Below are 20,117 nucleotides of genomic sequence, written 5' to 3'. Positions count from 1 at the left end.
TTACTACCTTGATTTTTCGAAGGACGAACGGCTCCGATCAGGTCGATATCGACCCGACGCAGGGTATCGTCAGATTTCGTGCAGCGATTCGCTTAGGGCGATATCGATCGATGTCGCCGCGCTCTGACTGAGGCCAGATCACTTGCGCACAGCGATAGGTCTCGGCTTTGTACGCCGATCAGCCGCTGCATGCGTGGCGTATCGAGTTGCTGCGACCAGGGTCGTAACAGCGCGATGAGGTCCAACAATCCTTTGTTCATGGGGGAATCCTGCAACCACTTCTAGTGGTGGTTATCTGTCTTGCTTCGCAGCCTAGCGCGCACATGAACGGGTCGCAATATCACACGTGCATGGCGTGCGGTGAGACGGTGTTCGTAGTCCAATGTGTTCATGCGCCGTTGGGTTATGTGCTGACCGCGCACGAAAGTTCTATCAACCTTCTATCGAAGTTCTATCGAGCTTGGCTTTCATCTCTATCACGATTGCGCGGAACCTCTCGTCCTCGGCACACGGTGCTGCCGACGACAATGAGGAGCTTCGCAGTGAGTGGTACCTATCTCTCCCCCGAAGAGCTTGCCGCTCGTTGGGACGTCAAGATCGAAACGTTGCAACGCTGGCGATGCGAAGGTGTCGGCCCGCGATTTTTGAAGATGGAACGACGCATCCGCTATCGGCTTGAGGACATCGCGTCGTACGAGTCCGATTCGTTGCGTTCGAGCGTCGCAGCCGCGCAGGCGGTGTGCGCATGAGCCTGCTGGAACGCTGCATCGGGCGTCCGGCGTCGGAGTTGGCCGACTACCCGCCGGAGATGTTGCTCGACCTGAAGCAGCAGGCCGCGGACGCCGTCGCGACCGCGAAGGCCAACGCAGAGTGGATCGATCGCGCGCTGGACCTGCGCTACAGCCGTGTCGCCGCTGAGCATCGACTCGCCGCCGGCAAAGACACCGGGGCGGTCTCGTTCACCGATGGCGTCGTCCGCGTCAGCGTCGAGGTGCCCAAGAAGGTGGAGTGGAACCAAGTCCAGTTGGCGCGCATCGCCGATCGTATCCGTGCGGCTGGCGAAGATCCGTCCGAGTTCATCGAGGTCACTTATCGGATCAATGAGGCCAAGTACAACGCCTGGTCGGCGTCGATGCGCTCGTCGTTCGATGCCGCTCGCACGCTCAAGACCGGCAAGCCCGCCTTCCGGCTGTCACTGGCGGACGGTGAATCGTGATGAAAATCACAATTTTCGGTTGCGAACGGCTGACGCTGATCTACGTCGCCGGTGAATCCATCGGCGGTACGCCGCTGCCGGCCACCGCCCCTTCCGCTATGACCTCCGACACGCCTCGGGACTCCGGGACCGATCTAAGGACGAATTCGACCGCGGCCGGCGACGCCGAATGGGCGGAGCTATTGCGCAAGCTGGCGGGAGGCTGTCGATGACCCTCCCGATTATCACCGCCGACCAGCGTCTGGCCGAGGTTCGTGGCGTGAAGGGTGTCCTCGTCGGCCGATGGGGCCTGGGCAAGACTTTCCAACTGTGGACCCTGGACCCCGCGACGACGCTGTTCGTGGATATCGAGGCAGGCGACCTGGCGGTCAAGAACTGGCCAGGCGACAGCTTGCGCCCGCGCACCTGGGACGACTGCCGCGACTTGGCGGTATTCCTCGGCGGCCCGAACCCGGCCTTGCGCGACGGCCAGTACTTCAGCCAGTGGCACTACGAGCAGGCGTGCCAGCGTTACGGCGATCCCGCGGTGCTCGATCGCTACCGCACGCTCTTCATCGACTCGATCACGGTCGCCGGTCGATTGTGCTTGCAATGGTGCAAAGGCCAGCCCCAGGCGACGTCAGATCGCACCGGCAAGCCCGACATGCGCGGCGCCTACGGGTTGCTCGGTCAGGAGATGGTCGCGTGGCTGACCCACATCCAGCACACCCGCGGTCGCCACGTTTGGTTCGTCGGCATCCTCGATGAGCGTATCGACGAGTTCAACCGCAAGTTCTACGAGTTGCAGATCGATGGCTCCAAGACCGGTTTGGAGCTGCCCGGCATCGTGGACGAGGTGATCTCCCTGGTCGAGATCGCACCCGGTGACGGGCCGCCGTATCGCGCCTTTGTCTGCCAGACCGGCAATCCGTGGGGCTACCCCGCAAAGGACCGATCCGGCCGTCTCGACATGGTCGAGCCCCCTGATCTGGGCAAGCTCATGCGCAAGCTCGGCGCACCCGAGGCCGCCGCAACCAACGAAACCTCCCCCCCTGATTTTGCAGGCATTCCCCGATGACGACTTGGAACAACTTCAACGACGCAGACGATCCCTCGTTCGCTCTGATTCCGAAAGGCAGCCTGGTCAAGGTGCGCATGACGATCAAACCCGGTGGCTACAACGACGTGAACCAGGGTTGGATGCACGGCTGGGCCACGCGTGGCGATACCGGCTCGGTGTATCTCAATGGCGAGTTCGTCGTGCTGGAGGGCAAGTACGCACGACGCAAGCTGTGGTCGCTGATTGGTCTGTCGAGCGCCAAAGGCACTTCGACCTGGGGCCAGATGGGGCGCAGCTTCATCAAGGGCGCGCTGAACTCCGCATTTGGTGTCCATCCCGACGACATGGGCGCCGCAGCGCAGGCCGCGCGCTGCATCGAAAGCTTCGGCGATCTCGACGGCCTGGTGTTCCTCGGCAAGGTCGATTGGGACAAGGACGGCCTCGGCGAAGACAAGGCGGTGATCAAGATGCCGGTGATGCCTGACCACCCGCAGTACAAAGAACTGATGGGCACGACGGCCACGCCGCCGGCTGCGCGCGGCGCACACGCGGCTGCGGTGCCGGCGCACGTCGCGCACGCGGCCCAAGCCGCGTCCTCGGCCAGCCCCGTCGCCGGTCGCCCGGCGTGGGCGCAGTAAGGCGGGGTAGCGGATGAAGCGAAATACGTTTCCCCAAGACCGATACCCGAACCGCGATGGCATCTACACCGACCTGCGCAAGCTCACCGGCGCAGACCTGGAGGTGCAGATCCAGCAGCAACTGCAATTGGCTCAGCAACACCACGAGCATGCCAAAGCCCTGATCGCCTACCGCGATCGCGTGGTCGATAAGTCCCGCCATGGCCGATGACGTGCTGCTGGGCCTGCGGAAAGCCCGCCCGCGGCTTCGGCCATCTGGACCTGCGCCGCCGGATCGGTGATCCGCGGCGCACGCCGTACCGATGGGCGTTCTGTTCGATGGTTTGCCAGAACGCCTTCCACCAACTCTACGACACCCGGCGCCGGAACGATCCGGCGTCGATAGAGGAGCTTTTGCCTGTGACCCACCCATTCACCCAAGAAGCGCAGCACGCATGTCTCAAAGCGCTAGCGTCCGTTGCCGGTCGGATCGGCTTCGACACCCCGCTCGGCCACTACAACCAGGCGCAAGCCACCGAGGTCATCGAGTCCATCACGCAAGCCTACGAGGCATCGATTCGGACGCAGACGCAAGCGGGCGCCTACAAAGTCGCGCCTCCGCTCGATGGGTTCGAGAACGACTCCATTCCGTTTTGAGCCATGCTTGATTTCAACACCCACGATTTGTCCGATCAGGTCAGCGCGCTGATCGACACGGCCATGGAGCGCGAGGCGGCGTTGTTGCCGCCGCGCGCCTACCTCGGTGCGTCGAGCCTCGGCGAAGACTGCGCCCGCCGCCTGCAGTTCCAGTACTTCAATGCCCCGAAAGACATTGGCCGTCATTTTCCCGGCCGATTGCTGCGCGTGTTCGCACGTGGCCACCGAGTTGAGGACTGGATGGCCGAATGGCTGGGCCTGGCCGGCTTCGAGTTGCGCACACGCAACGAGAAAGGGGAGCAGTTCGGATTCGCCGCGGCTGAAGGCCGCGTGCGCGGGCATGCCGATGGCGTGGTAGTCGCCGGACCCGACAGCTTCAGCTACCCGATGCTCTGGGAGTGCAAATGCGTCGGGATCAAGACGTACCGCGAGCTGCAAAAGAAGAAGCTAGCCGCCAGTAGACCCGTCTATGCCGCTCAGGTCGCTCTATATCAGGCCTACCTCGGGCTGCACGAACGCCCTGCGCTGTTCACCGCGATCTGCGCCGACAACATGGAAATCTACGCCGAAAGGGTGGTGTTCGATCGCGGGCTGGCGCAGCGATCGTCCGACCGCGCCGTCCAGATCCTGCGCGCCTGCGATGCCGCCGAACTGTTGCCCCGCATTTCCACCACGCCCACCCACCAGACCTGTCGCGATTGCCCATGGCAAGACCGCTGCTGGTCGCTGCCTTCCCCCAACCTCCCACTGATTGAGAACGTGAATGAGCACTCTCACTGAACTTTTTGGACTCGACGCAAAGGCCAGTGCCGACGACCTGCAGCAGGCCGCACTGATGTTGCCGGAGATCCGGGACTACCACGCAGTTCCGGTGTCGGTCACCCCGGAGATCGCCGGACATTGGCTTCGTCGCAACGCCAGCAACCGACCGATTCGCAAGAAAGCGGTCGCCCAATACGCTAACGACCTGAAGAGCGGTCACTGGCAGCAGAACGGCGAGACCGTAAAATTCGGTCGCTCCGGCCGCCTGCTGGATGGGCAGCACCGCATTGCTGCCATCGCCGCTGCAGGCATCGCTCAGCCGATGCTCATCGTCACCGGCGTGGCGGATGCGGCGTTCGATACGATCGATACCGGCCGTCGCCGCACCAGCACTGACGTGCTGATCATCGAAGGCATCGGCGTGTTCGAGGCTAGGATCGCCGCAGCGGCATTGCCGATGATCATCAACTACCGGTGCGGTCTGCTGCCGCATAGTTCTACGCGCTATCCCAATCACGAACTGCTGGACTGCTGGGCAAGCCAGCCTCAGGTCCGTGCCAGCAGTCAGTTCGTGGCCAAGCTGCCGCACCGAATGGTTCCGATCAGTCAATCGAAGGCCATGTTCCTACATTGGGCGTTCGCGCGTCATGACGTGGCCGCAGCCGACCAATTCATGGAAGGCTTGTTTGTGGGCGATCGACTGGATCGGATGGGCGCGGTGTTCCATCTGCGCGAGCGGCTGCTGCTTGATCGCGTGGAACGGCGTAAATCCGACGACGGCGCCCAACTGCACGCCTGCATCAAGGCTTGGAACGCCGAGCGCGCACACAAGCGCGTGCGCGGCTGGCGGGCGCTGTTTCCTTCGTCCGACGAAGCATTTCCGGAGGTGTTGCCGTGAGCTACGCATTTCATCCGTTGTGCCAAGCCCTGCCCGATATGAACAAAGATCAGTTTCAGCAACTGGTGGCTGACGTTAAAAGCAACGGGTTACTGCATCCGATCGTGCTGCTGGACGACCAGATCCTGGACGGGAGGCATCGGTATCGCGCTTGCATGGAGTGTCAGATCGAGCCCCGCTACATCGAATTCACCGGTAGCGATCCGCTCGGCTTCGTGATCAGCGAGAACGTGGCGCGACGGCATTTGAACGAGTCCCAGCGAGCCATGGTGGCCGCGCGACTGGCTAACCGGAGCGTAGGCGGTGATGGCCATTCTGCAAATTTGCAGAATGGCTTGGTGACGCGAACCCACGCAGCGCGGATGTTAGCGGTTTCTGATCGCAGCGTTGCAAAAGCCGCGCGAGTGAAAGAGCACGGCGCTGAGCCACTCGTCGCCCAAGTCGACGCCGGTGCTATCTCCCTGCACGAGGCTGCCAAGATCGCTGAGTTGAATCCGAGGACCCAAGCACGGCTTGTGGCTATTGACGACCGAAAGCTTCGGCAGCGCGAGCTGACGGCGTCGTTGAACCGCAGCGCAAGTCGAACCAAGACGCCACGTCCTGAGTTGATCGAGACCCTGCCGGGCACCGTCTTCGTGCGCGATACGTTGAACCGACTCGACCAAATTACTAATCAGCTGCTTGGCGCCGACGATGCCGAGGCCTTCGCGTCCCGGTTCCTGAGCGAGTTCGACTGGAACGAGCCGATCTTGCTTCAGCGGCTCGCTCACGCGCGTCGGGGCATCGAAGCCGTCGCCAAGCTTCACCAGGAGCTGCTGCGGAGGTCGCAAGCCGCATGATGGATTTCAATGATGCCGTGCCGCTGGGGGAGACCCGGCAGCCCGACCGCCCCGCGCGCGACGAGATCCGGTCGCAGCTGATGCTGCGTCTGGATGGCGTGCTGAGGTCGCTGTATCCCGAAGGCCGTATGCGCAGCGGCAAGTTCCACCTCGGCGACGTTCATGGCGCGGCCGGCGACAGCTTGGAAGTTTCGGTGAGTGGCGAGAAGGCCGGCCTGTGGATCGATCACGCGACCGGCGAGGGCGGCGACCTCTTCGACCTGATCGCGGCCCAGGCCGGGCTGGATGCTCGGCACGACTTCGCCGCGGTGCTCGAACGTGCGTCCGAGCTGGCGGGCCATGTGCCGGCGCCAACGAGGGGCTCACCATCCAAGAAACGCCAGTCCGAGCCGGCGGTGGACGATCTCGGTCCGCACACCGCGCGATGGGATTACCTGAGCGCGAATGGCGATCTGATCGCATGCGTCTATCGCTACGACCCGCCTGAGGGCAAACAATATCGGCCGTGGGACCCGAAACGGCGCAAGCACCAGGCGCCGGTGCCACGCCCGCTCTACAACCAACCCGGCGTCGCGGCGTCGAATGAGGTTGTCCTGGTCGAGGGTGAGAAGTCGGCCGACGCGTTGATTGCGCGTGGCACCTGCGCCACAACGTCGATGAACGGAGCGAACGCTCCGATCGACAAGACCGATTGGTCGCCGCTGTGCGGCAAGCACGTGCTGATCTGGCCGGACAAGGATAAGCCCGGCTGGGAGTTCGCAATGCAGGCATCGCAGGCCGCATTCAAGGCTGGTGCGGATTCCTGTGCGCTGCTGCATCTGCCGGAAGACAAGCCGCAAGGCTGGGACGCCGCGGACGCCGCGGAGGAAGGCTTCGACATCGACGGCTTCCTGCGTGCGGGCGAGCGCACGTTCCTGACCCCCGGCACGGACGACGTGCCGCCGTCGATCGATTTCGGCGGGCTCGATTGGGCCAGCGACGACGGTCTGGGCTTGGCCTTCACCCGCCACTACGCCGACGACTGGCGTTACTGCGCCGCTTGGGGCCAGTGGCTCAGTTGGACGGGCACGCGCTGGAACCCGGACCGAACGCTGGTGTTGCAGCACCTGGTGCGTGGCGTGTGCCGCGCCGCCTCCGGATTCGCGGTCATCCCCTCGCAACGGGCGAAACTGGCGTCGTCCTCGACCGTGGGCGGGGTCGAACGACTGACCCGCAGCGACCCGCGCCATGCGTCGGCGGCAGAAGACTGGGACCGCGATCTGTGGGCATTGAACACGCCGCAAGGCATCGTGGATCTACGCAGCGGTGCACTGCGCCGGCACGCGCGCGGCGAGCACATGACCAAGCTGACCACCGCCAGCCCGATGGGCGATTGCCCGACATGGCGCCGCTTTCTGGGCGACGTCACGGGCAACGATGCCGAACTGGCGGCGTACCTGCAGCGCGTCGTGGGCTACTGCCTGACCGGCGTCACGCGGGAGCACGCGCTGTTTTTCCTGTACGGCACGGGCGCGAACGGCAAGTCCGTGTTCGTGAACACACTGGCGACGATCCTGGGTGACTACGCGACCAACGCGCCCATGGAGACGTTCATGGAAGCCCGTGGTGATCGGCACCCGACCGACTTGGCCGGGCTGCGTGGCGCGCGCTTCGTCGCGGCTAGCGAAACCGAACAGGGCCGGCGCTGGAACGAGGCCAAGCTCAAGGCCATCACCGGCGGCGACAAGATCAGCGCGCGCTTCATGCGACAGGATTTCTTCGAGTACATCCCGCAGTTCAAGCTGGTCATCGCCGGCAACCACAAGCCGGCGATCCGCAACGTGGACGAGGCGATGAAGCGGCGGCTGCACATGGTGCCCTTCACCGTGACCATTCCGCCCGAGCGTCGTGACGGCCGATTGACCGAGAAGTTGCTGGCCGAGCGCGACGGGATCATGACCTGGGCCGTGCAGGGCTGCCTGGACTGGCAGCACATCGGATTGCGCCCGCCTCAGTGCGTGATCGATGCGACCGACGAATATTTCGAGGAAGAAGACCGCGTCGGTGAATTCGTCACCGAGGATTTCTTCGTGCACCCCGATGCGCGCGTAACGATCGAGGAGGCGTTCCTTCGTTGGCGAGAGCGTGGCGAGCAACGCGGCGAGTACATCGGAACGTCCCGGTGGCTGGTTCAGCAGTTGCTCGCCAGAGGCTTCGCTCGCTTGCGACTGCCCGGCGGCGCGAAGGGACTGGCAGGGCTCTCGCTCAAGCCGCGGCAGCAATCCGCACGGCTTCCCTACGCCGACAACTAACCCCGTGTGACCGAATGGTGCCGAAGAATCGTAACTCCCTATACGCGTGTGCGCGCACGCACGCGTATAGACTTACGATTCTACGGCCTCATTCGGTCACAAACCGAACTGACCTAGAGACGAAACAATGACTTACGAAGCACGCACCTCGCATGCGGTCGCCCGCATCGGTCAACCGAACGCCTTCGGCGCGGATGCCAACACGACGATCCCCGACGAGTCGGCAGGCCCTCCCGCAACGAATTTCAGTCCGCCGCTCGATACGGGCAGCCCGACCATCGTCGCCCTCGATCTGGGCACGACCTTGGGCTGGGCGCTGCGGCTGTCGGGCCAAGTCATGAGCGGCACCGAGTCGTTCAAGCCGGGCCGCTTCGAAGGCGGCGGTATGCGCTACCTGCGATTCGTGCGTTGGCTCGATGACCTTTGGCGTTTCGCTGGCCCGCTGGCCACCGTCCATTTCGAAGAGGTCCGCCGTCACCGCGGCGTCGATGCTGCGCACGCTTACGGCGGCTTCCTGGCGCAGCTCACCGCGTGGTGCGAGCGCCACGCCGTCCCGTACCAGGGCGTGCCGGTCGGGACGATCAAGAAGTTCGCGACCGGCAAGGGCAACGCCGACAAGGCGGCAATGATTGAGACGGCGAAGCGCTGGGGTCATCAGCCCGAAGACGACAATGAAGCCGATGCGATCGCGCTGATGCATTGGGCCATCGCCCAGGAGGCACCGCGATGATCCCGCCCGACTTCCGCTATCGCTCGCCTTTGGGGCGCTTCGTGCCGACGACGCTGGACCTGGACCGGCTCAAGCGACAGGGATGGCGCGATCAGGGGCTGCTAGTTGTGTCGGCCGAGGACACGCGTCTGGATTGGGTCGAGCGCCAGTTGCTGAGCCAGATTGCCGAACGCTTGTACGGCAAGCGAGAGAAAGCCCATGGCTGAGTGGACGGTACAGCGTGTTGCCGATCGATTCCAAGAGGCGGCGATCACCGCACGCCAGTTGCCGGCGGCACGGGTGCAAGGCTACGCCTCGTACTGGCCCGACATCCAGCGGCAGTCGTGGGAAGGGTACGCCGACGAGCGTATCGTCCTGCGCTTCGCCGCATCGCCTGCCGCGATCGACCGCTTCGGCGAGACCGTGCGATGGATGCGCTGGCTGGACCAGGATCAGCGACGATTGGTGTGGTTGCGCGCCCAGCAGGTTCCTTGGAGGGAGATCTGCGCGAGGACGGGGTTGATCCGCAAGACGGCCTGGCGCCACTGGCTGCATTCGCTGGCGCTGGTGACCGTCAACCTCAACGAATCTCTGCCGCGATTCGCTGAGGTTGAGCGCGAAGAGCGGGCGTTGAGGCATGGGCTTGCAGACTGACAGAGCTAAACAGAGATAAACGCAGCTCGGGGAACAAATCCGCATGTCCCAAGAATCGGGTTTTTACCCTAGTCTGACCGGCATGCTGATCACGTTGCGTCGAGCACGAAGCCCGACGCAACACCGCGGCCATACAGGCCGCACGTGCGGCTCGCCGACACCGCGCTACACGGCCCCGACCTCCTTGGCGGCGGCGCACGTCGGCCCCCACGTCGCGCCATTCGGCCTGAAATCGCGGGTCCTACCCTGTCGATTCGCCGAGCGGGGGGCATAGCCGCGAAACCCCACTAGCGACAGAGGCGCGAGTTCGGTTTGCACCCAGTTTGGGGGCGCGAGTTCGCACCGCTCAGGAAGTCGCCAGCCGATACGTCGCGTCCCGACTTTCGACGCTTCCGGAGTCAGGTCGGCCATTCCTGCCCGCCTCTGTGAACTATTTACGCTGTTCAGTTGCCCTTGCTCGGCGGTTAACAGATCGAGCGTATAGTGATTTTGCGACCAGGCCATCGCACTCCCCAGCGGCCTTCGGGCAGTCTGGACGCAGGGCGACCCATCTCGATTCGAGTCCCGGTGGGCCGCCCTTCTTTTAAGCCGTTTCGTGATGAGCGAAATCGAATCCCGCCAAGAAGGCCGAGTTCTGATCTGGGAAATCACCAGGGATTGGATTCGGCCCTAGGTCTGGCCAACCCGCGATCTCGATCGTTCGGACGATGGCAGACCCTGACGGCAGCGTCTCTACTGTGACGGAGACGATTAGTCCGTTAATCGGCAGCCGCCGGCGCACGATCTCAGGTAATTCAGTCATGGCGCGAGCCTCGGGAAGTCTCCTGACTATCTCTTTTACTCACTAGTTGTCCGCCTCGCTATAGCGAGGCGCTGGACGAAGAGCACCCACTTGAGCCTTCAGATCGAACAGCGCCCGATCGAGGCGCTCATTCCGTTTGCGCGGAACGCAAGAACGCACTCCGACGCGCAGGTCGCGCAGATCGCCGCCAGCATCGTGGAGTTCGGTTGGACGAATCCGATCCTAGTCGATGGCGATAGCGGCATCATCGCCGGCCATGGCCGGCTACTCGCCGCGCGCCAGCTGAAGCTCGCTCAGGTGCCGGTGATTGAACTGGCCCACCTGACCCCGGCGCAGAAGCGCGCCTACGTCATCGCCGACAACCGCCTGGCCGAGAACGCCGGCTGGGACGAAGAACTGCTGAAGCTGGAACTGGCCGAGCTTCGCGACGCGGAGTTCGATCTGGACTTGTTGGGCTTCACCGACGACGAGCTGGACGAGCTGCTGATCGATGACCAGGCCGGGCTGACCGACGACGACGCGGTGCCCGAGCCGACCGAACATCCGGTTTCGCGTACCGGGGATGTCTGGATCTGTGGCGGCCACAAGGTGCTGTGCGGCGATGCCACCAGCGGCGACGACTACGCCGCCCTGCTCGGCGACGAGCTGGTGGATATGACGTTCACCGATCCGCCCTATAACGTCGACTACGCCAACAACCCGAAGGACAAGCTGCGCGGTAAGCATCGGCCAATCCTCAACGACAACCTCGGTTCCGACTTCGGCGCCTTCCTGCTGGCGGCCTGCCAGCAGATCCTGTCGGCGACCAAGGGCGCGGTCTACATGGCCATGTCCTCGTCCGAGTTGGATCGCTTGCAAGATGCGTTCCGCGCGGCCGGTGGGCGCTGGTCCACTTTCATCATCTGGGCCAAGAACAAGTTCACGATGGGCCACGCCGACTACCAGCGGCAGTACGAGCCCATCCTCTACGGCTGGCGCGACGGCAATGACCGGTTCTGGTGCGGCGCGCGCGACCAGGGCGACGTCTGGTTCATCGACCGCACCAGCAAGAACGACCTGCATCCGACCATGAAGCCGGTGGCGCTGGTTGAACGGGCGATCCGCAACAGCAGCAAGACCCGCGATCTGATCCTCGATCCGTTCGGTGGGTCGGGGACGACGATGATCGCCTGCGAGAAGACCGGCCGTCGCGCGCGCCTGATCGAACTGGACCCGAAGTACGCGGACGTGATCGTCCGGCGCTGGCAAGACCACACGGGCCAGGCAGCCATCAGGCAATCGGATGGCGTCGCGTTCGAGGACGCGGCCCGCGATGCTGAGGCCGGAGCGAAGGCCGAGCTCGCGTGAGCCGGCCGGCGTACTACAACGAAGTGGACCCCTACCTTTGCGCGTGGCTACGAAATCTGATCGCAGCCGACCTGATTCCCCCCGGCGACGTTGATGACCGAGACATCCGATCTGTTTGCGCAGACGACCTGCGCGGCTACGGCCAGTGCCATTTCTTCGCTGGCATTGGCGGGTTCGCCTACGCCTGTCGGCTCGCGGGCTGGCCGGACGACGAGTCGATCTGGACCGGCGGCTTCCCCTGCCAGCCGTTCAGCGTTGCAGGCCGCCAGCGCGCGCAGACGGACGACCGCCACCTCTGGCCGGAACTGCGCCGCCTTATTGCATCGGCGCGACCCGCTCTATTCCTGGGCGAAAACGTTGCTGGCCTCATCCCGCTGGGACTCGATGGAGTTCTTGCTGATCTGGAAGCCGAAGGCTACGCCAGCCGGGCGATTGTTGTTCCAGCTTGCGCCGTCAACGCCCCGCACCGACGCGACCGCGTCTGGATCGTCGGACGGAGTTTGGCCGACGCCGCTGCTGCCGAGCGGCGGGCGTACCGTGCCGGCGGGAACATCGCTGACCGGCACGATGCCGAATGGCCAGAAGCGAACGATCGACCTGCCGAATCTGGCGAAGAGAGTGTGGCCGACCGCGACGGCGAACGATCCGGAGAAGCGCGGCGACTTTGCGGCCGAGCGACGCAATGGCCTGCCGGGAGTGGTGAAGGCGGTCTGGAGCACGCCGCGCGCGAGCGACGGCGAGAAGGGCGGGCCGAATCAGCAGTTCGGCAGTGGGTCGACCCGACCGCTGACGGCGCAGGCGGTCTGGGCGACGCCGACAACGCGGGATCACAAAGACGCATCGAGCATTGGCAGCGCACCGGAGAATGGGATGCTTGGCAGACAAGTCAAACCCTCGCCGGTCGCCGGGTACCTGAATCCGGAATTCGTCTTCTGGCTGATGGGATATCCGCAAGAATTCCTAAGCTGCGCGCCGCCGGCAATGCGATTGTCCCGCAGGTTGCCGCCGAAATCCTCCGCGCCCTGCGCGGCTGACGTCGCGCCCGCCCGCGACGCCAGCGCCGTCCAGTCTCAGTCCGCGTCAGCGAGGCCGACGTAGCGTGCGTAGTCGTAGCCATCGGGCCGGATGTAGAGGGTCAGGCGGGCGGGCGCGCGTATCACGACGCATCGGTCGCCTAACCCTTTGAAGCTGGCGATCCAGTCCTGCGCCCGGCTCATATCGCAAACATAGGCATCGTACTCGGCGGCGGTCATCGTCTTAATCGCGTTGACGCTCACGCGCTCTTCTTCAATATGGTACCCGCTGTGCTCGCGCAAGATGCTGCGCAGGTTGGCAGGCTTGCGCGAGAATCGAACGGTGGCGGCATAGGGTCGGCAAATGGTGGCGGTCATGATGCGCTCCGTGGTTGGGGTGCGTCATGAACGCTTCCTTCGCGCGGGAAGCCAAGTCAGACCTCGCGTCTTCGCGCGGATAAATCGAACGCGTTAAGGCGTCGGACAAGAACGGCCGTTCTCAGAACGACAACGGCGCGCAAGATCTGCGCGCCGCGTCGGGATCAGTAGATCAGGCCGGCTCAAGCCAGCCGGTCTCGGGGTTGTATCGAAGTCCGACGCCCGTGCGAATGGGCGTCGCGCCACCCCAGTAGATGTCGGTCGCGTAAGCCGGGCGATACTGAACTGCCCGTTCCGCTTGCTCGATGGTCAAGCCGCAGGCGACGAAGTAGTGTCGCAGTTCGTCGTCGCTCGCAGAATCGTTGTTGCTGAGTTCGTCCTCAATCAACGCCAGCAGCAGATGCGGTAACGCGGCAAGCAGCGAATCGGGGCCGTTCGTGTCGTTATGGCTCATGGTGCGGTCTCCGTGTTGGTGACGCATGAACGCTTCCTTCGGCGGAGAAGCCAAGCGGTTTCCGATCCAATCTGCGTCGCAGCGGCGGGCGCGTTAATGTGTCGGACAAGAACGAGCGTTCTCCATCCCGCAATGCGGCCGGGCGTGTTTCCCGGCCGCGCGCGTTCCTCATTCTTCTTCGTCGGCGGCGGCGACTTCCGCCGCTGCCGCCATCGCCTCGGTCTTGATGCGGTACACGCGGTCTGCCCTACCTTCCTTGTCGCTGATCAGTTCGTAGCCCTTCTTCTTCAGGGTGCCGGCAAAGAATCCGCGCACCGAGTGCTGCTGCCATTCGGTGGCCTCCATCACCTGTGCGATGGTCGCCCCCTGGGGGCGCAACAGCAGGCCGACCACTTGGTCCAGCTTGCTCTGGGTGCGCTTAGCGGGCGGGTTGGGCGTGCTGGCCTCGGTGCTGTCGGAGCCGCCGGCATCATTTCCTTCGTCCGGGGTAAGGTCAGCCTCGACCGCCGCATTGGCGTCGGTGTTCGCGGTGGCACCGCCATCGGCGGCATCGTCGTTGTTCACCGTGTCGCTCCCGGCAACGTCGTTAAAGCCGGCCTCAACCGTGTCGGCGACTTCCGGGGGCTGGTGACCAACTGCCTCGTAGCCGGCGGCCGTGAGCGCGTAGCCGGAGCCGTCAGCGGCAATCAGATGCTCGCGCAGCAGGCCGCGCACCACTGCCGTGCGCGCACCGCCGCCGAGGTTCTTCGGATAGTTCTCGATGCGGCCAGCGGTCTCGGTCGCGAGAAGGATCAGGGCGCGCTGGCTGTCGGTAAGCTTAGTCATTGCAGTTTCCTTGGTAGGTGATGGGTGTATTCGGGTAAGCGCGCCCCACTGCTGCGGGGCGCGCGGGGTGTTCAGCTGATCAGGACTTCGCCAATGACGCTGCGCACATCGATGTCGCGGCTGGCGATGGCCTGGATCACTTCGTCGGGAAGCTTCTGCAGGAAGAAAGTGGCGCGGCGCTCGATTTCGCGTTGCGCGATATCGCTCCAGTCTTGGAGCACCGCGAGTTGTGCCAGCGCCGAGCGGTTTCCTGTGTTCAGGCCGGCGAGATAGTCCTTCAGGATTTGCGTTTCGTCTCTCATGTGTGGCCTCCGTGGCCGTCGTTGGTGTGGGGACATGAACGCTTCCTTCCACCACGAAGCCAAGCGAATACAGCGGAGAAGAACGAGCGTTCTTCATCGCGTACAGCTGTTAGACACCTTCGAAACGCGGGAACAGAAAGGCGCCCCGTAGGGCGCTCGGAGTGCTTCGGTAGATCATTCGCCGCTGATAGCTGTCTTCGCGTGCTGAAGCCCCCGGCGTGCCAGCCGTAGGCCAATGCGGTACTCGGCATCGCGGGGGCTGGTTTGCAGGTGCTCATCTATGCCGCTGAGCATTTCCTCCAGATTGGGCTCCGACGTCGACGCGCTCGCGTTGAGAAGGTTGAGAATCTCCGGAACATCGCGGGCAACATCTGTCAAGTACACCGCGTGGCCGCCGGTTTCGGCGAGCATCTCGACGATCGCGACGCTGTTCGCCACCAGCTCGGCGGCGGCCTCAAGCTCAGCGGCGAGCAGCGCGGCGTCGCCTCCGGCGTTCAGGGCTTCCAGCGATGTGCGGCACTCTTTCAAGGCGACGAGGGCGTTGCGAAATCGGAAGGTGTTGTTCGTGTTCATGCTGGTCTCCGTGGCTGTCGTTGGTGTGGGGGACATGAACGCTTCCTTCCGCGCCGAAGCCAAGTGAATAGAGCGACTAAGAACGAGCGTTCTCCACCGCGTACAGCTGCCGGACAACTTCACCAAGCGCGCACAAAAAAAGCGCCCCGGAGGGCGCTTCGCGCGCGACGCGGATTAGAGGATTCGGCGCTGCAAGATGGCCGTCGGGATCAGCTCCGTGCGTGCGCGGTCCGCTTCCCAGCGATTCCCAAGCAGGGCTTTCTCGGGGATGGGCGCGGTGAAGATGGTTCTGGCGCCGGGGGTGCTCGGAAATTCGCTCGTCCCGCCCTCACCGAGCCATGTGTTGCCCACCATCGTGTGCTGCTCAGTCGGCAGCTCATCGTCAGGGGTGCCGCTGCCGTTGGCGGCGCGCGCGCAGGCGGCGTAGCCGGCCAAGTAGGCGGCGGTCAGCGCTGCCTTAATTCCCCAAACTCCGACGCTGGGGAAATCCAGCGAATCGCTACCTTGTTCTTCCAAGGTGTCCACATCGAGGTGCTGCTGCGCGATGGTGGTAAAAAGTTCGATGTTCATGTCGGCCTCCGTGGCCTTGCGTTGGTGTGGGGACATGAACGCTTCCTTCCACCATGAAGCCAAGCGGTTCTAGCAACAAAGAACGCTCGTTCTTCAAAGCAGACAGGTGTCGGACAGCTACGTTGCTCGGCAACAGAAAACGCCCCCTACGGGGCGTTGTCGGGCGTTGCGAAGTTCAGGCGATTCGGCGCTGTCGGATCGCGGTAGGAATCAGTAAATCGCAGGCCCTTGCCTCCTGCCACCGGTACGCGGTTAGGGCGACCTCCGGGATCGGCGCGGTAACGACCGTCTCGGCGCGCGGGTCGATGGACCAGTCTTCTGCTTCGCCTTCGCCGAGCCATACGCTGCCAAGCATCGTATGCCGCTCGGTCGGCAGGACGTCCGCTGCGCTGCCGCCAGCCGCGCGCATCGCGGCGGCGTAGCCCGCGAGGTAAGCGGCGGTTAGCGCGCCGTCGAGGCTGCTGGCACACACGTTGTGGAAGTCGAGGCCGTCGTTGCCCCGCATATCCAGCGTTGATACGTGCAGGTGTTGTTGCGCAATGGTGGTGAGCGTCTTGCGGTTCATGGCAGCCTCCGTGGCTGTGCGTAGGGTCGACGCATGAACGCTTCCGCTGGGTGGGAAGCCAAGCGGACTACTCGTCATATCCCGACTTTTCGCAGGCCCTGGACAACGGCCGTACAGCTTCCGCCGCCCAGTTGTCCAAGGCTTAAATGAGTTGGGACAACGCTCGTTCTTCGTGCGGATTCCGCTTGGCTTGTGAGCGAAAGGAAGCGTTCATGTCGTCGCCGCGCTTGGCGGTGAACGCAAAGAGAAGGGAATGGAAGACGTAGAGCGAGCGGTCTTTACGCTGGGCGCGCTGCCCGGCCGCATACGATGGTTGGTCGAACAAGCGCCGACGGACTTGGAGCCGGTGTGGATGCACGGCGTTTGCAGAGTTGAGGCGTGCGCTGCCTTAGCAGGGTTCCTAGAACCCTGGGCCCGTCTCGACCGTGCGCGGCGTGTTGAACCTGTCGAGCTTTGTTCGCGCGTGGCCGCCGCCGACGATGAACTTCGTAATTGGGAGCGACGGGTGCGAAGCGGGTTCAACCCAATCAAACGTCGACCCAAACGACGCAACGCGGCCGTCGCCAGTGCCCTGTCGGATGTGGCCCGCCAGATCGATGAGTACCTCCAGTGCCGACCGGCTATGACCCCGCGTCAATGGGTCGAACACGCGCTCACGGTGGTCGAGCGGTTGCACGTATGGCGGTCCCGCGACGCCGAGTACCAACACGGAATCAGCCTCGCGCTCAGCGGGCTGGAGCAAGCGCTAGGCCAGTTGCAAGAGTAGACGCAGATGGGCTTATGCGAAGCTGTCGGAGACCTGTCTGAAGTCGGAAAGGCGCCGACATACTATTGGCTTCTGCTGAAAAGGAAGCGTTTATGTGGACGCCGCAACGACGCGGCGAAACGGAAGAGAACGACGATGGCGAATATGTCCAATTACCGATTCCAGAACACCGCATCGGGTCTGGCGGACTGCGTAGAGGTCTTGGAAGATATGACCGATGGCGATCCACCTCCGCTGAGTGAAGAGGAATTGGAGGCGGCACACCGCTTGGTCACCAGTTGCCTGAGCATCGTGCGGCTGTTGGCCGAACGCGGATCGTTGGAATTTGAGCCCGACATGGATCTCGCTTTAGTGCTCGATGATTTGAACTTCTCAGCGACCTGATTCGGCGAGAGAGCAGACCCCAGCGCCGACTCGGCGCTGGGGTATTCCCTCTTCCAATCGTATCCGTCCACACGCTGTACGGCATCGGCAATACGTTCAAAGCACCTTGATGTTCCGGCGGGATGAAGCGTTCATGTCGTCGCCGCACTCCGCGGTGAATCCATGGAACATAGAATGAGCGACCCCTGGACACCCGACCGTTCAACGCTCGCGCATGTCAGATTAAAAGTCATGCACAGATGCATCGAGCAACTTTTGCTATCCAACGTCCGGATATTTGAAGGGCCTAGCCGCGCGCCCTTGGTTGCGTGCTATGCGCTCGGCAGCACGCTCTCTGCCCACTGCACTTCTCTTCGGGCCAGTCGGCTCGACCCGGAAGCGCTGATCTGGTTACTAGAAGCTTGTATAGACGAACTGGAGCCCCTGGAGAAACCCATCGGTCAGGGTAATGGTGGGTTCGAGAAGCGCCTGGTCCCCGCCAAGTTGTGCGACGACGAAGTAGCCCTGCGATGCTTGCATAGCGCGATTGGCCGCTACCTGGACGATCTAGAGCCTGAGTCCGCGCTGCTGCCGCTGCATCAACTCGATCAGCTACTACGGCAGACGGAGTTGCTGACGATTTGGGACATGCCGAATACGGAATACGAAAAGGGCTTGCGAGCGAGTATTCGGGGACTGAAGCGTGCGCTGCGGGCGGCGTTCGGTTCACCGCCTCATTGGGGGTAGGTCGACCATCCATCCCAGCTGGTAATGGCGGGCTAGACCGACCCTCTTCCGAAACGTTGGCCTGCCGCTACCTGTCCGTTCGCTGTCTCGATCCTGATATCCACAAGAAATCCCTTGGCTTTGTCCCGAAGGGAAGCGTTCATCACGACGCCGCACCGTCGCGGCTCGATAAGGACAAAGCCATGAACAAGAACGCGGCCTTCGCCGAAGCACCGTTGCGCAGCCTGAGCGATTGTTTGGAACGGATACTGCTGTCCAGCACGTGGCATGAGGAAGCCGAGAATCGCCTGACGCTCTTCGCCTGCTACGGCCTCGCCAGCGTCCTCGCCGAACGCACCATCACGTTCCGGACCAACCGCCTCGGCGGCGATGTCCTTGAGCGGTTGGTGGAAGATTGTCGGCGGGAGTTGGCCCCGCTGGAGTGGGTTAGCGATGAGGCGAAGGGCAGGTTGGCGAAGCGCCTTGTGCCCAGCGAAATCAGCGAGGACGAGATGACCCTGCGCTGGTTGCTCTCGACCATCGAGCGGTACTTAGAAGGACGGGAGCCGGAGTATATGGCGCTGCCGGTGCATCAACTTCGGCGCGCGGTACGCGAGGTCCGATTGATGCAGGTCTGGGATGTCATCGATGCCGAGTACCAGCCAAAGCTAAGGTTGGCCCTGCGTCACTTGGAAAGGGCGATCGCGAGTGCGGAATGCGCCCCGCGAAACTAAGTTTGCGAGAACGCCCGGAAACTACTTGGCTTCTGCTCGGAATGAAGCGTTCATGTCGTCGCCGCAACAACGCGGAGACGCCCAGAGAACAACATGCCGAACAAACCTTCCTGCCGCTTCCGCAACACCCTCAGCGATCTGAACGAGTGCTACTACTGGCTGGATACAATGATCTATGCGCTGAAGCCCGTCGCCTTGTCGCGCGAAGAACTTGCAGCCGCGAAGGAGATGGTGATCACCTGCCTGGACATCGTGAACACCGTCTGCATAGCGGCTGACGTGCTTATCGAGGACGAGCCTGATCTCGCGGCGCTGATTGACAAGTTCATGCACGAGGCTGCCGCCCGCTGATCTGGAGGATGCAAACCCCAGCGCCCATTGGGTGCTGGGGTTTACCCACTTCAGTTCTTTCATCCATCCATCGCGCCGAGGCCGGCGGTCGCGGAGGCTCTACCGAGTCGAATCCTTCTACCGTGGGAATTTCCATCCGGGCCTACGGCCGCCACCGTGGCGTGTCGGATACCGCTGTGCGCAAGGCCATTGCGACCGGACGCATCAGCGCCGAGGCAGATGGCACGATTAATCCGGCTCGCGCCGACGCCGAATGGGCGGCCAGCACCCGCGCGCCGGACCCGCCCTTGGCAGTGCCCGTGCGGGCGCGCGCGGCAAACGGCGCGGCCGTTGACGACCTGGCCGGCGTAGCGCCGATCAGTACCAAAGGTGGCAGCAACACCTACGCGCAGGCTCGCACCGCCAATGAGGTGCTCAAGGCGCAGCACCATAAGCTGCGCATCGCCCAGCTCAAGGGTGAGTTGATCGATCGCTCGCAGGCGATGGCGCAGGTGTTCGCGCTGGCGCGGGCTGAGCGCGACGCCTGGCTGAATTGGCCGGCGCGGATCAGCTCGATGCTGGCCGCCGAGCTTGGACTTGACCCACACACCATGCATGTCGCGCTGGAGCGCGAAGTGCGGCAGCACCTGACCGAACTCGCGGAGTTCAACGCCCGACTGGACTAAT

29 protein-coding genes are annotated in these 20,117 nt (G+C 63.4%); 22 read left to right on the top strand and 7 right to left on the bottom strand.

Features of this window, described 5'->3' with window-relative positions:
- Positions 1 to 542: 542 nt before the first annotated feature.
- The 16 genes from ACKN61_RS24095 to ACKN61_RS24020 all read left to right on the top strand — a co-directional run bounded on the left by ACKN61_RS24095 (position 543) and on the right by ACKN61_RS24020 (position 12,865).
- Positions 543 to 749 carry a helix-turn-helix domain-containing protein gene (locus tag ACKN61_RS24095; protein WP_408951587.1) on the top strand — a complete coding sequence of 69 codons (207 nt, stop codon included), beginning with the start codon at positions 543 to 545 and terminating at the stop codon, positions 747 to 749.
- The gene (locus tag ACKN61_RS24090; RefSeq protein WP_408951586.1) at positions 746 to 1,216 is read left to right on the top strand and encodes a hypothetical protein; all 471 of its coding nucleotides are present in this window, start codon (positions 746 to 748) and stop codon (positions 1,214 to 1,216) included. Before ACKN61_RS24095 ends, ACKN61_RS24090 begins: the two co-directional genes overlap by 4 nt.
- Entirely contained in the window at positions 1,216 to 1,428 is a 213-nt protein-coding gene (locus ACKN61_RS24085; RefSeq protein WP_408951585.1) for a hypothetical protein, read from the top strand. The genes ACKN61_RS24090 and ACKN61_RS24085 overlap by 1 nt, the downstream gene beginning before the upstream one ends.
- Positions 1,425 to 2,273, top strand: a complete 849-nt coding sequence (locus tag ACKN61_RS24080; RefSeq protein WP_408951584.1) for an ATP-binding protein — start codon at positions 1,425 to 1,427, stop codon at positions 2,271 to 2,273. Before ACKN61_RS24085 ends, ACKN61_RS24080 begins: the two co-directional genes overlap by 4 nt.
- Positions 2,270 to 2,893, top strand: coding sequence for a hypothetical protein (locus ACKN61_RS24075; RefSeq protein WP_408951583.1), 624 nt, complete (start codon positions 2,270 to 2,272; stop codon positions 2,891 to 2,893). Before ACKN61_RS24080 ends, ACKN61_RS24075 begins: the two co-directional genes overlap by 4 nt.
- A gap of 13 nt (positions 2,894 to 2,906) precedes the next feature.
- Positions 2,907 to 3,104 carry a hypothetical protein gene (locus tag ACKN61_RS24070; RefSeq protein ID WP_408951582.1) on the top strand — a complete coding sequence of 66 codons (198 nt, stop codon included), beginning with the start codon at positions 2,907 to 2,909 and terminating at the stop codon, positions 3,102 to 3,104.
- Entirely contained in the window at positions 3,101 to 3,529 is a 429-nt protein-coding gene (locus ACKN61_RS24065) for a DUF6511 domain-containing protein (RefSeq protein WP_408951581.1), read from the top strand. The genes ACKN61_RS24070 and ACKN61_RS24065 overlap by 4 nt, the downstream gene beginning before the upstream one ends.
- A 3-nt stretch (positions 3,530 to 3,532) precedes the next feature.
- A complete protein-coding gene (locus ACKN61_RS24060) occupies positions 3,533 to 4,309 on the top strand; it encodes a PD-(D/E)XK nuclease family protein (protein WP_408951580.1) in 777 nt (258 codons plus the stop codon).
- Positions 4,293 to 5,189 carry a hypothetical protein gene (locus tag ACKN61_RS24055; protein WP_408951579.1) on the top strand — a complete coding sequence of 299 codons (897 nt, stop codon included), beginning with the start codon at positions 4,293 to 4,295 and terminating at the stop codon, positions 5,187 to 5,189. Before ACKN61_RS24060 ends, ACKN61_RS24055 begins: the two co-directional genes overlap by 17 nt.
- Complete coding sequence (locus tag ACKN61_RS24050) at positions 5,186 to 6,028, top strand: ParB/RepB/Spo0J family partition protein (protein ID WP_408951578.1); 843 nt, start codon at positions 5,186 to 5,188, stop codon at positions 6,026 to 6,028. The genes ACKN61_RS24055 and ACKN61_RS24050 overlap by 4 nt, the downstream gene beginning before the upstream one ends.
- Entirely contained in the window at positions 6,025 to 8,319 is a 2,295-nt protein-coding gene (locus ACKN61_RS24045; protein ID WP_408951577.1) for a phage/plasmid primase, P4 family, read from the top strand. The genes ACKN61_RS24050 and ACKN61_RS24045 overlap by 4 nt, the downstream gene beginning before the upstream one ends.
- A 127-nt stretch (positions 8,320 to 8,446) precedes the next feature.
- Complete coding sequence (locus tag ACKN61_RS24040) at positions 8,447 to 9,049, top strand: crossover junction endodeoxyribonuclease RuvC (RefSeq protein ID WP_408951576.1); 603 nt, start codon at positions 8,447 to 8,449, stop codon at positions 9,047 to 9,049.
- Entirely contained in the window at positions 9,046 to 9,255 is a 210-nt protein-coding gene (locus ACKN61_RS24035) for a hypothetical protein (RefSeq protein ID WP_408951575.1), read from the top strand. The genes ACKN61_RS24040 and ACKN61_RS24035 overlap by 4 nt, the downstream gene beginning before the upstream one ends.
- Positions 9,248 to 9,682, top strand: coding sequence for a DUF6362 family protein (locus ACKN61_RS24030; RefSeq protein ID WP_408951574.1), 435 nt, complete (start codon positions 9,248 to 9,250; stop codon positions 9,680 to 9,682). Before ACKN61_RS24035 ends, ACKN61_RS24030 begins: the two co-directional genes overlap by 8 nt.
- A gap of 892 nt (positions 9,683 to 10,574) precedes the next feature.
- On the top strand, positions 10,575 to 11,831 hold the full coding sequence (locus ACKN61_RS24025) for a site-specific DNA-methyltransferase (protein ID WP_408951573.1): 1,257 nt from the start codon (positions 10,575 to 10,577) through the stop codon (positions 11,829 to 11,831).
- Positions 11,828 to 12,865 carry a DNA cytosine methyltransferase gene (locus ACKN61_RS24020; RefSeq protein WP_408951572.1) on the top strand — a complete coding sequence of 346 codons (1,038 nt, stop codon included), beginning with the start codon at positions 11,828 to 11,830 and terminating at the stop codon, positions 12,863 to 12,865. Before ACKN61_RS24025 ends, ACKN61_RS24020 begins: the two co-directional genes overlap by 4 nt.
- Before the next feature lie 36 nt (positions 12,866 to 12,901).
- On the opposite strand, the gene ACKN61_RS24015 is transcribed toward ACKN61_RS24020, so the two are convergent.
- The 7 genes from ACKN61_RS24015 to ACKN61_RS23985 form a co-directional block, all read right to left on the bottom strand.
- Positions 12,902 to 13,222, bottom strand: a complete 321-nt coding sequence (locus ACKN61_RS24015; protein ID WP_408951470.1) for a hypothetical protein — start codon at positions 13,220 to 13,222, stop codon at positions 12,902 to 12,904.
- Positions 13,223 to 13,394: 172 nt separating this feature from the next.
- On the bottom strand, positions 13,395 to 13,676 hold the full coding sequence (locus tag ACKN61_RS24010; protein WP_408951571.1) for a hypothetical protein: 282 nt from the start codon (positions 13,674 to 13,676) through the stop codon (positions 13,395 to 13,397).
- Between the two features lie 168 nt (positions 13,677 to 13,844).
- Positions 13,845 to 14,501: a DUF3489 domain-containing protein gene (locus tag ACKN61_RS24005; protein WP_408951472.1), complete on the bottom strand. Its 657-nt coding sequence runs from the start codon at positions 14,499 to 14,501 to the stop codon at positions 13,845 to 13,847.
- A 71-nt stretch (positions 14,502 to 14,572) separates the two neighbouring features.
- A complete protein-coding gene (locus ACKN61_RS24000; RefSeq protein ID WP_057916360.1) occupies positions 14,573 to 14,803 on the bottom strand; it encodes a hypothetical protein in 231 nt (76 codons plus the stop codon).
- Between the two features lie 174 nt (positions 14,804 to 14,977).
- Entirely contained in the window at positions 14,978 to 15,376 is a 399-nt protein-coding gene (locus tag ACKN61_RS23995; RefSeq protein ID WP_408951473.1) for a hypothetical protein, read from the bottom strand.
- Positions 15,377 to 15,550: 174 nt separating this feature from the next.
- Positions 15,551 to 15,946: a DUF6900 domain-containing protein gene (locus ACKN61_RS23990; RefSeq protein WP_408951474.1), complete on the bottom strand. Its 396-nt coding sequence runs from the start codon at positions 15,944 to 15,946 to the stop codon at positions 15,551 to 15,553.
- Between the two features lie 175 nt (positions 15,947 to 16,121).
- Entirely contained in the window at positions 16,122 to 16,511 is a 390-nt protein-coding gene (locus tag ACKN61_RS23985; RefSeq protein WP_408951475.1) for a DUF6900 domain-containing protein, read from the bottom strand.
- A gap of 253 nt (positions 16,512 to 16,764) precedes the next feature.
- On the opposite strand from ACKN61_RS23985, the gene ACKN61_RS23980 reads away from it, so the two are divergent.
- From ACKN61_RS23980 to ACKN61_RS23955, 6 genes are all read left to right on the top strand, one after another.
- Positions 16,765 to 17,277, top strand: coding sequence for a hypothetical protein (locus ACKN61_RS23980; protein WP_408951476.1), 513 nt, complete (start codon positions 16,765 to 16,767; stop codon positions 17,275 to 17,277).
- A 135-nt stretch (positions 17,278 to 17,412) separates the two neighbouring features.
- Positions 17,413 to 17,661 carry a hypothetical protein gene (locus tag ACKN61_RS23975; RefSeq protein WP_408951477.1) on the top strand — a complete coding sequence of 83 codons (249 nt, stop codon included), beginning with the start codon at positions 17,413 to 17,415 and terminating at the stop codon, positions 17,659 to 17,661.
- Between the two features lie 174 nt (positions 17,662 to 17,835).
- Entirely contained in the window at positions 17,836 to 18,387 is a 552-nt protein-coding gene (locus tag ACKN61_RS23970) for a hypothetical protein (protein ID WP_408951570.1), read from the top strand.
- A 182-nt stretch (positions 18,388 to 18,569) separates the two neighbouring features.
- Positions 18,570 to 19,100, top strand: coding sequence for a hypothetical protein (locus ACKN61_RS23965; protein ID WP_408951569.1), 531 nt, complete (start codon positions 18,570 to 18,572; stop codon positions 19,098 to 19,100).
- A 93-nt stretch (positions 19,101 to 19,193) separates the two neighbouring features.
- Complete coding sequence (locus ACKN61_RS23960; RefSeq protein ID WP_408951568.1) at positions 19,194 to 19,451, top strand: hypothetical protein; 258 nt, start codon at positions 19,194 to 19,196, stop codon at positions 19,449 to 19,451.
- Between the two features lie 122 nt (positions 19,452 to 19,573).
- Positions 19,574 to 20,116 (top strand): elements of external origin, encoded by a 543-nt coding sequence (locus tag ACKN61_RS23955; protein WP_408951567.1) that lies wholly within the window; start codon positions 19,574 to 19,576, stop codon positions 20,114 to 20,116.
- The last annotated feature ends 1 nt before the right edge of the window (position 20,117 follow it).

This window comes from Lysobacter sp. Hz25 (genome assembly GCF_046097045.1).
Lineage (GTDB): Bacteria > Pseudomonadota > Gammaproteobacteria > Xanthomonadales > Xanthomonadaceae > Lysobacter > Lysobacter antibioticus_B.
Note: the sequence above shows the minus strand (reverse complement) of the source record. Positions and strands in the feature narration are given on the sequence as shown.